Origin of the sequence: Thalassobaculum sp., assembly GCF_040219215.1 — a bacterium.
Lineage (GTDB): Bacteria > Pseudomonadota > Alphaproteobacteria > Thalassobaculales > Thalassobaculaceae > Thalassobaculum_A.
In genome coordinates, this window is record NZ_JAVJSX010000003.1 from 195,887 (window position 1) to 206,013 (window position 10,127).

The following is a 10,127-nucleotide window of genomic DNA, read 5'->3' on the forward strand; positions in this document are numbered from 1 at the left end:
GGGGCGCTCGCAGATGTCCCGGCACTCGACCCGCGATGCCATTCTGGTGGTGACGGTGTTCGGCGCGATCCTGCTGATGCCGCCGATCATCCCGTTCTTTGATCGTCCGGTCTCATTGTTTGGTATGCCGTTGATCGTCGTCTATGTCTTTGGCATCTGGTTGGCGTTGATCGGTCTCGCCTGGAGACTGTCCCGTCATCTGCCGGTCGACGGAACACGCGAACCGATCGTTGCTCCAACCATTGACGACGCGGGTCGGCACGAGAAGGCCGACTGATGCTCTCCGCAAACGTCGTCCTGTTCACCGCCCTGGTGTATGTGGCGCTGTTGTTTCTCGTCGCCTTCGTCAGCGACACCCGCGCCCGCAAAGGATGGCTGGGGCTGGTCCGTTCGCCGGTCGTCTACACTCTGTCGATCTCGGTGTACTGCACGTCCTGGACGTTCTACGGCGCCGTCGGGTCGGCGGCACGCAGCGGGCTGGAGTTCGCTACCATCTATCTCGGCCCAACCCTGGTGTTCGTTGGCTGGTGGTATCTGCTGCGCAAGCTCGTCCGGATCGGCCGCATTCACCGAACCTCCTCGATCGGCGATCTGATTTCGTCGCGATACGGCAAGAGTACCTCCCTCGCAGTGCTGGTCACCCTGATCGCGGTGATCGGCACAACTCCCTATATCGCCCTGCAGCTGAAGGCGGTGACTGCCAGCTTCCAGGTGATCGCCGACGCCACCGATACATCGCTGCTCGGCATGCCCACCCGCGAGCTGGACGTGCGCACCGGGTTCTGGATCGCCGCAGGAATGGCGGTGTTCACGATCCTGTTCGGCACCCGGAACATCGACGCCAACGAGCACCACCACGGGGTGGTTGCCGCGATTGCGCTGGAAGCGCTGGTCAAGCTGTTCGCCCTGCTGGCGGTTGGCCTTTACGTGGTGTTCTCGATCGGTGGCGGGGTGGCGGAGGTCTTCAGGCTGCCAACCGCCGCGGCAGTGCTGCAGGGGCCCGAAACCTTCGGAACACGCTGGGTCGCCCTCACCTTCCTGTCGGCCGCCGCGATCGTCTGCCTGCCCCGGCAGTTCCAGATCACGGTGGTGGAGAACGCCGACGAGGGGCATCTGCGGACCGCGGGCTGGCTGTTCCCGCTCTATCTGTTCCTGATCAGCCTGTTCACCCTGCCGATCGCGATCGTCGGTCTCGCCACCCTGCCCGCCGGTTCGAACCCCGACATGTTCGTGCTGACCCTGCCGATGCTGCACGACCAGAGTGCATTGGCCCTGCTGGTGTTCATTGGGGGGTTTTCGTCGGCGACGTCCATGGTGATCGTGGCCAGCATCGCGCTGTCGATCATGGTCTCCAACCACATCGTCATGCCGATCGTCCTGCGCCTGCCGCGCCGGTCGGCCGGGGTCAGCGGCGACGTGAAGAAGCTGCTGCTCGTCAGCCGCCGCATCAGCATCGGCGTGATCCTGTTGCTGGGCTTCGCATACTTCGTGGCGAGCGCCCGCTCGGACGCGCTCGCTTCCATGGGGCTGATCGCATTCGCCGGGGTTGCCCAGTTCCTGCCCAGCCTGATCGGCGGGTTGTACTGGCATCAGGCGTCGAAGAGCGGAGCGTTCTCCGGGTTGCTGGCCGGCGTGCTGGTCTGGGGCTACACCCTGCTTCTGCCCAGTTTCGAAGGTGGATTCATTTCGACCAATCTGATCAACGACGGTCCCTGGGGGATTGCCGCCCTGCGGCCGCAGGCGCTTTTCGGCACCGACGGCGTCGACCCGCTGGTCCACTCGCTGTTCTGGAGTCTTGGCCTCAATCTCACGCTGTTCGTGCTGGTCTCGTTGTTCCGAGATCAGAAACCCTTGGAACGCTTGCAGGCCACCCTGTTCATCGATGTGTTCCGCAATCCCGCCGACAACGAGTCCCGGTTCATCCGCCGCTCGGCCGCGATCGACGATCTTTACGTCCTGGCGCAGCGCATCCTGGGCACGGACCAGGCGCAACGGCTGTTCCACGACTTCGCGCGCCGGCAAGGCAGCCGGGACGACCTGCCGCAACCGGACACCGAGTTCATCGCGCATCTGGAGCGCCAGCTGGCGGGCGGAATCGGCGCCGCCTCGGCCCGTGTCATGGTTTCCCAGGTCATCACGGGCGAGACCATCAGCCTTGATGAACTGATGCGGTTGGTCGACGAGACCCAGCAGGTGATCGAGTACAGCCAGCAACTCGAACAGAAATCCCAGCAGCTGCAGATCACCGCGGGCCAGTTGCGCGAGGCAAACGAGCGGCTGAAAACCCTGGACGCCCAGAAGGACGACTTCCTGAGCCAGGTAAGCCACGAGGTTCGCACGCCGATGGCGTCGATCCGGTCGTTCTCCGAGATCCTGCTGTCGAACCAGGACCTCTCAACCGATCAGTCGATGCGGTTCCTGGACATCATCCACACCGAAACCCTGCGCCTGACCCGGCTGCTGGACGAGATCCTGGATCTCAGCCATCTGGAGCGTGGTGAACTGACCTGGATGCTGGAGCCTGTCGACGCGTCAGCTATCCTGCGCCGCGCCGTCGAGACCTGCCGGGGAATGGCCGATGGCGCCGAGGTGGACGTCGAGGTCGACTACCGCGCCGACGACGTCGAGGTGTTTGCACACAGAGATCGGTTGTCCCAGGTGTTCATCAACCTGATCTCCAACGCCATCAAGCACAACACCGATGACGCCCCACGCCTGCGGATCGTCAGCTCCGTGCTGGACGGGCGGTTCATCGTCGATTTCCAAGACAACGGACCCGGCATCGCCCCTGCCGACCGCGATCGGATCTTCACCAAATTCTCGCGCGCCTGGACTGCCGCCCGCCCGACGGCAACCGGCGCCGGGCTCGGCCTGGCGATCACCCGGGCCATCTTGCGACGCATGAACGGTACCCTGGACCTCCTGCCGTCGATGGGCACGGGAGCTTGTTTCCGGGTAGCTCTGCCAATCCGTCGCGCCACCGCGAACGTTTCAAATTAATTCATGAATTATGTTTCAGAATTATTTTTTGTTCATAAAATATTCTGTGATTGAAAACAATATTTCACACACGACATAAAGATGTGGCGACATAGTCCGTTGCTATATTTAAAAGGATCACTTTCATGTCTTTCAAGAGCTTTTCCACGGCCCAAGACACGCCAGACAAATCGAACGATAAGCCCAAAGTCGCGCCGACAGCCGCTCAACCGGCCAACCAGCCGAGTCGTCCGGCCGTCGAGGTCGCACCGGCTGTGAAGCCGTAGCCCGCGGGACGGCGAGAAGATCTCTCCTGCCCGCCGCCACGCAACTGAACCGAACAGCCGCCGAGCGGAGGCATCCGAACAGATGTCGAGTCCGTCGGCGGCGGTTACGTTGGGTGCCGTGTCGTCGCCGGCGAGCAACCTTGTCGACCTGATCCCGCTTTGAAGTTACATCGCGGGAAACCGCGCCACCAAACGAGGACGCCAGCCGAATGCCATCGCAGAACGACAACGGCGACCAAGGCGGTCCTTGGGGCCGTACGCCGGCTTCCGACGCTGAGGAGTTGATCCGCCAAGGACAGGAGCGGCTCAAGCAGCTTATTCCGAACGCCGGAGGCGCGAAGGGCATCATTCTCCTCGCCGCATTGGCTTTGGCTGCTCTGGGCGGGTGGACGGCCTACTACACCGTGCCGAGCGACTCGGTCGCCGTCGTGCAGCGCTTCGGCAAGTACCTGAAGGACGTGCCGCCAGGGCTGCACTTCAAACTGCCGCTTGGCATCGACGAAGCTACCGTCGTGCCGGTCAAGCGGCAGTTGAAGCAGGAGTTCGGGTTCTCCACACCCGGCTCCCGCGACCCCTACCAGACTCCGCGTCCACGCGACGAGAAGCGCGAAACCCAGATGGTGACGGGCGACCTGAACGCCGCGCTGGTCGAATGGGTGGTGCAGTATCGGATCTCCGATCCCGCCAAGTTCCTGTTCGAGGTACGGGAGCCGAGCGAGACGCTGCGCTACGTGTCGGAATCCGTCATGCGTGAGGTCGTAGGCGACCGCACGGTCGACGAGGTCATCACCATCGGCCGTCAGGAAATCGAAACCGAAGCGCTGACCAAGATGCAGGCGCTCTCCACCAAGTATGCGATGGGCATCAGCATCGATCAGGTGCAGCTGAAGAACATCAACCCGCCGCTGCCGGTTCAGGAATCGTTCAACGAGGTGAACCAGGCACAGCAGGAAAAGGAGAAACTGATCAACGAAGCCCGGCGCGACTACAACAAAGTCATCCCGCTGGCCGAGGGCGAGAAAGACCAGCGCATCCGCGAGGCCGATGGCTACCGTTTGAAGCGGATCAACGAGGCCGAGGGTGACGTCGCCCGTTTCAGCGCGTTGCTCGCGGAGTACCAGAAGGCCCCGGAAGTCACGCGGCGGCGCATCTATCTTGAAACCATGGAAGCCGTGATGCCGGGCATCCGCTCCAAGATCGTCATCGACGAACAGGCGCGCAGCATTCTGCCGTTGTTGAACCTCGACGGCCAGAAGGGCGACCGACCATGATCGGCATCAAGCACATAGCGATTCTCGCCCTGATCCTCATCGGCACCTACGTGGCGATGAGTTCGGTCTACACGGTGAGCGAGGTCGAGCAGATCATCGTCACCCAGTTCGGCAAGCCCGTCGGCGAGCCGGTGACAACCGCCGGCCTGAAGATGAAGACGCCGTTCATCCAGGACGTCAATTCGATCGACAAGCGGGTCCTGGAGTGGGACGGCAACCCATCCGACATGCCGACCAAGGACAAGCTCTACATCTCCGTCGACCTGTTTGCCCGCTGGCGGATCGTCGACCCGCTGCAATACTTCCTGCGACTGCGAGACGAACGCAGCGCCCAGTCGCGGCTGGACGACATTCTCGGCAGCGAGACCCGCAATGCGGTCGCCAAGCACGAGCTGATCGAGATCATCCGCACCACCAAGGACCGAGTGCCGCTCCGAGACGCTCTGTTGACCGTTGCCGAACGCGATCTCGACATGGGCTCGCTGGTGCCGATCCAGAAAGGGCGAATGCTGGTCGAGCAGGAGATCTTCGCGGCAGCGGCCGAGAAGATCCAAGTGTTCGGGATCCAGCTGCTCGACATCCGTTTCAAGCGGATCAACTACAATGAGAGCGTGCGCCCGAAGATTTACGACCGGATGATCAGTGAGCGCCGGCAGATCGCCGAACGTTTCTTGTCAGAGGGTAATGGCGAGGCCGCCCGGATCCGGGGCAATCGGGTACGGGACCTGAACAAGATCCAGTCAGAGGCCTATCGGCAGGTCGAGGAGATCCGAGGGATTGCGGACGCGAAGGCTACCGAGATCTATGCCGGCGCGTACAATCAAAACACCGACGCGGTGGCGTTCTATGAGTTCACGCGGACCATGGAATCGTACAAGACCATCATTGCCGCCAACACCACGCTCATGCTCTCGACCGAGAGCGACCTGTTCAAGTTCCTGAAGGGTATGAACCCGGAAAGCGCAGTAGTTTCCGGCAAACCCACGCTCAACTGACGCCTGAAACTCTGGGGGTGGCCCCTTCCGGTAGACCGGACGGAAGCCGCCCCCTTACCCCTCGCTCATACCGGCACGGGTGGTGGCCGTCGATCGCTCTTCAGATCGCCAGGTAGCGGTGCCGCAGATCGGCGTCCTTGAGGACTTCCTTGGCGGCGCCGTCGAACACGATCTCGCCCATGTCGAGGATCAAGGCCCGGTCGGCGAGATTCAGCGCGGCGATGGCGTTCTGCTCGACGATCACCGTGGTGATGCCGAGATCCTTGACCTCCATCAGGATCTTCTCGATCTCCCGCACGATGGTCGGTGCCAGACCCTCGTAAGGCTCGTCCAGCAGCAGCAGCTTGAGGTCGCGGGCCAACGCCCGGGCGACCGCCAGCATCTGCTGCTCACCGCCCGACAAGGTCACTGCTTCCTGCTGCTTGCGCTCCGCCAGCCTGGGGAAATGCCCATAGATCCGCTCCAGCGACCAGCCAAGCGGCTTGGCCACCTGTGACAGCAGCAAGTTCTCCTCAACCGTGAGGCCGGCGATGATACGGCGATCCTCGGGCACCAGTTGGATGCCCTGGCGCGCCGCCTCGAACGACTTCATCGGGTGGATCGCCACCCCGTTCAGCCATATCTCGCCCTGCATGATGGCTGGCTGGTCGGTGCGGGCGATGGCCCGCAGGGTCGACGTCTTGCCGGCGCCATTACGGCCCAGCAAGGCGACGATCTCGTTCTCAGCGACGTCAAAGGAAACGCCCTGAACGATGTAGGATTCGCCGTAATAGGCGTGGACATTGCGAACGCTGAAGTATGCGCTGGATCCCGCCGCCGGACTGCGGTGGTCGTCGATCGTGGCCGCCTCGCTCATAGGTGCGCCCCTCCCAGATAGGCTTCCTGTACCTTCGGATTGCCCTTGATCGCTTCCGGCTCGCCCTCGGCAATGACCGTGCCCTGCGCCAGCACCGAGATGGTGTGGGCCAGTGTGAACACCACGGTCATGTCGTGCTCGATGACGATCTTGGTGATGCCGCGCTCGCCGATCCGCTGCAGCAGGTCGATCGTGGCATTGGTATCGGCCCGCGACATGCCGGCCGTCGGTTCGTCGAGCAACAGCAGCTTCGGGTCCTGGACCAGGCACATGGCCAGTTCCAGCCGCCGCTTGTCGCCGCGCGACAGGCTGCCGGCATGCATGTGAAGCTTGTCGGCCAGACCGACATCCTCCAGCACCGCTTCCGCGTGATCGGTGATCTCGCCATGGGTGCCGACCCGCGACCAGAGATCCATCCGGAAGCTGCCATCGCGCTTGGCGAACGCCGGGATCTTCACGTTCTCCACCAGGGAAAGATCGGCGAAGATCTCCGGGGTCTGGAACACCCGGGCAACGCCCGCCTGGTTGATCTCGTGCGGCTGAATGCCGAGCAGCGACTTGCCGTTGAACGATACGCTGCCGGTGTCCGGCGTGATGCGGCCCACGAAGCAGTTCAGCAGCGTCGACTTGCCGGCGCCGTTCGGCCCGATGATCGCGTGTACCGTCCCCTGCTGGACCTTGAGGTTCACCTGATTGAGCGCCCGCAGTCCACCGAAGTCCTTGCAGACGCCCTGCACGTTGAGAATTGCCATTGCCGCGCCCCCCCTCAGCGTGCCGTATCGGATCGGAAACGGTCTAACCGCGCCCTGATCCGCGCGACACCTTCCATCACCCCACCGGGCAGGAAGATCACGATCAGCATGAACACCACCCCCAACGTGAGGTGCCAGCCCTCGCCGACGAACGGGCTGAAAACCACCACCGCGGCCTCCTGCAAGCCCTCGGGAAGGAAGTCGAAGATCCGGCCCAGCACCTGGTCGTTAAATGCGGAGAAGATGTTCTCGAAGTATTTGATGATCCCGGCGCCGAGAACCGGCCCAAGCAGCGTTCCGGAACCGCCGAGGATGGTCATCAGCACCACCTCGCCGGACGCGGTCCACTGCATGCGCTCCGCTCCGGCCAGCGGATCCACCACCGCCATCAGCGAACCGGCCAACCCGGCGTACATTCCCGAGATCACGAACGCCGCCAGCGTGTACGGGCGGGTGTTGAAGCCGGTGTAGTTCATCCGGTTCTGGTTGGATTTGATCGCCCGCAGCGCCATTCCGAACGGCGACCGCCTGATCCGCATGGCGACGTAGTAAGCCAGGATCAGCATCACCGCGCAGACATAGAAGCCGGTGTATCCCACCGTCAGCATGCCGAAGAGATTGGTCGACGGCAGTCCGGCTTCGGCCGGACCGTCCAGGATCCGGGGATCGTTGAGCGCCAGCTGCAGGCCGGTCTCACCGTTTGTGATCGGCGTCAGAACCGAATAGGCGAGATTGTAGGACATCTGGGCGAAGGCCAGCGTCAGGATCGAGAAGTAGATCCCGGTCCGCCGCAGGCTGACGTAGCCGATCAGCAGCGCGAAGACGCCGCCGGCCAGCACACCGAACAGGATCGCCGGCACGATGTTCATGGTCAGCAGCTTGAACGACCAGACGGCGGCGTAGGATCCGACCCCCAGGAACGCGGCGTGCCCGAACGACAGGTAACCGGTCAGCCCGAACAGAATGTTGAAGCCGATCGCCAGGATTCCGAAGATCGCGAACTTCTGCACCAGATCCGGGTAGGCCGCACCGATCGGCGACAGCCAGATCGGCATGGTCAGCACCGCGAGCGCGAAGACCAAAAACTTGATGTGATCGGCACGGCTCGATCCATCGCCACTGTCCGTCGGGACGGCCGCCTTGCGGTTGCCCGGCGAGTCGATTGTTGCGGCGCTCATGTCTCAGCCCTCCATGACGCCGCGGCGCCCAAGCAACCCGCGCGGCCTGACCTGGAGCACCACCACGGCCACCAGATAGACAATGATCTGATCGATACCCGGGATGACCGACTTGACCTCGTTCATCGACGCGAAGGACTGCAGAATGCCGAGCATGAATCCCGCCAGGACCGCGCCCTCGAGCGAACCCAAGCCTCCGACCACCACCACGAACGACAGCACCAGGAACTCCATCCCCATGTGATAGTCGGGCGGCAGAATCGGCGTGTACATCATGCCGGCAAGCCCCGCGACGACGGCCGCGAGACCGAACACGATGGTGAAGCGGCGCTGCACGTCGATCCCAAGCAGGCCCACCGTCTCGCGGTCCTGCATGCCGGCGCGCACGACCATCCCGAAGGTGGTGAAGCGCAGGAACGCAAACACCCCGGCGATGATAGCCACCGAGAAACCCAGATAGAGCAGCCGCCACCACGGATAGACCAGCGTCGGCCCAAGGCCGAGCCACGTGCCGATGTCGGCGCTGCCCGAGACGATATCGGGCGCCGGTGTCGGGATCGGGTTGGCGCCGAACACCGCCTTGATGATCTCCTGCACCACGATCGCCAGACCGAAGGTCACCAGGATCTGCTCGGCGTGCGACCGCTTGTAGAAGTACTGGATCAGGCCTCGCTCCATGATCAGGCCGATCAGGAGCATCACGGGGATCGTCAGCAGGACAGCCAGCGGGACGGAATAGTCGATCAGCAGCAGACCCGTGTCACCGAACCAGATCTTGAGGTACGGCACTTCCTTGTAGGCCTTGAAGAAGGTGACGCTGGTATCCTCGATCTGCTTGGACAGCGTCAGGAGCTTCTGCATGGTGACAGCGCAGAACGCGCCAAGCATGAAGAGCGCGCCGTGCGCGAAATTGACGACGCCCAATGTGCCGAAAATGAGCGTGAGGCCCAGCGCTATCAGCGCATAGGCCCCGCCCTTGTCCAGCCCATTGAGAGCCTGAAGGATGACCGCATCCATGACGTCAATACCCCACCTGAAAACCGTCCGCCAAGCACTGAAAAGGCCGACCGGCCGTCCACCTGTTGCCAGGCAGACGGCGCGGCCGGCTAGTCAGTAGGTCAGGCCTTACAAGGGAACCTTGTACGGGCCCAACTCACCGCCGAAGATTTTCGCGTCATAGGTTACGTCGGCACGCGGCACTTCCTTGACGACCTCCAGGAGATCGAACTGGTTGGTCGGGTTCTCCTTACCGCGCACCACCAGAACGTCCTTGAAGCACTGGTGATCTTCCGCACGGTAGAGGGTCTTGCCGTTGCCCATCCCGTCGAACTCGAAGCCTTCCAGGGTCTTGATGACCTCTGGCGGATAGAAGGTGCCGGCCTTCTCGCACGCGTTGGCGTACAGCAGCGCCTGGACGTAGCAGGTGTGAGCAGCCTGCGACGGCGGAAAGCCGTACTCCTGGCCGAACGACTTCACGAACGCCTGCGATCCGGCGTCCTGCAGCGACCAGTGCCAGTTGGTGGTCCCCAGGATGCCCTTCACGTTCTCGCCGGCACCCTGTGCCATCAGGCGCGAGTACAGCGGTACGATGATCTCGAACTTCTTGCCGTTGACCATCTTGTCGCGCAGGCCGAACTGAACGGCCTGGGTCAAGGAGTTGACCATGTCCTTGCCGTAGTGGTTCAGGATCAGCACATCGGCGCCGGAATTCAGAACCGGCGTGATGTACTGGGAAAAGTCCCCCGCTCCGAGCGGCGTGCGGACCGCCTTGACGGTGTTCCAGCCCAATGCCTCGGTGGTGTTCTTGAT

The 10,127-nt window shown here is 62.8% G+C and carries 9 protein-coding genes; 4 read left to right on the forward strand and 5 right to left on the reverse strand.

Translation table 11 applies throughout. From position 1 onward, the window contains the following. Positions 1-13 precede the first annotated feature (13 nt). From RIC54_RS02410 to hflC, 4 genes are all read left to right on the forward strand, one after another. Entirely contained in the window at positions 14-277 is a 264-nt protein-coding gene (locus RIC54_RS02410; RefSeq protein ID WP_350150477.1) for a hypothetical protein, read from the forward strand. Continuing rightward, the gene (locus tag RIC54_RS02415; RefSeq protein ID WP_350095644.1) at positions 277-3,000 is read left to right on the forward strand and encodes an ATP-binding protein; all 2,724 of its coding nucleotides are present in this window, start codon (positions 277-279) and stop codon (positions 2,998-3,000) included. The genes RIC54_RS02410 and RIC54_RS02415 overlap by 1 nt, the downstream gene beginning before the upstream one ends. A 475-nt stretch (positions 3,001-3,475) precedes the next feature. After that, positions 3,476-4,537 (forward strand): FtsH protease activity modulator HflK, encoded by a 1,062-nt coding sequence (gene hflK / locus RIC54_RS02420; RefSeq protein ID WP_350095646.1) that lies wholly within the window; start codon positions 3,476-3,478, stop codon positions 4,535-4,537. Next, positions 4,534-5,532: a protease modulator HflC gene (gene hflC / locus RIC54_RS02425; RefSeq protein WP_350095648.1), complete on the forward strand. Its 999-nt coding sequence runs from the start codon at positions 4,534-4,536 to the stop codon at positions 5,530-5,532. Before hflK ends, hflC begins: the two co-directional genes overlap by 4 nt. 100 nt (positions 5,533-5,632) lie before the next feature. On the opposite strand, the gene RIC54_RS02430 is transcribed toward hflC, so the two are convergent. From RIC54_RS02430 to RIC54_RS02450, 5 genes are all read right to left on the reverse strand, one after another. After that, complete coding sequence (locus RIC54_RS02430; RefSeq protein WP_350095650.1) at positions 5,633-6,388, reverse strand: ABC transporter ATP-binding protein; 756 nt, start codon at positions 6,386-6,388, stop codon at positions 5,633-5,635. Then, positions 6,385-7,140, reverse strand: a complete 756-nt coding sequence (locus tag RIC54_RS02435) for an ABC transporter ATP-binding protein (protein WP_350095652.1) — start codon at positions 7,138-7,140, stop codon at positions 6,385-6,387. Before RIC54_RS02435 ends, RIC54_RS02430 begins: the two co-directional genes overlap by 4 nt. A gap of 14 nt (positions 7,141-7,154) precedes the next feature. Further along, entirely contained in the window at positions 7,155-8,318 is a 1,164-nt protein-coding gene (locus RIC54_RS02440; protein ID WP_350095654.1) for a branched-chain amino acid ABC transporter permease, read from the reverse strand. A 3-nt stretch (positions 8,319-8,321) separates the two neighbouring features. Continuing rightward, complete coding sequence (locus RIC54_RS02445) at positions 8,322-9,335, reverse strand: branched-chain amino acid ABC transporter permease (protein ID WP_350150479.1); 1,014 nt, start codon at positions 9,333-9,335, stop codon at positions 8,322-8,324. 108 nt (positions 9,336-9,443) lie between these two features. After that, the coding region (locus RIC54_RS02450) for an ABC transporter substrate-binding protein (protein WP_350150481.1) at positions 9,444-10,127 on the reverse strand (684 nt) is incomplete at its 5' end.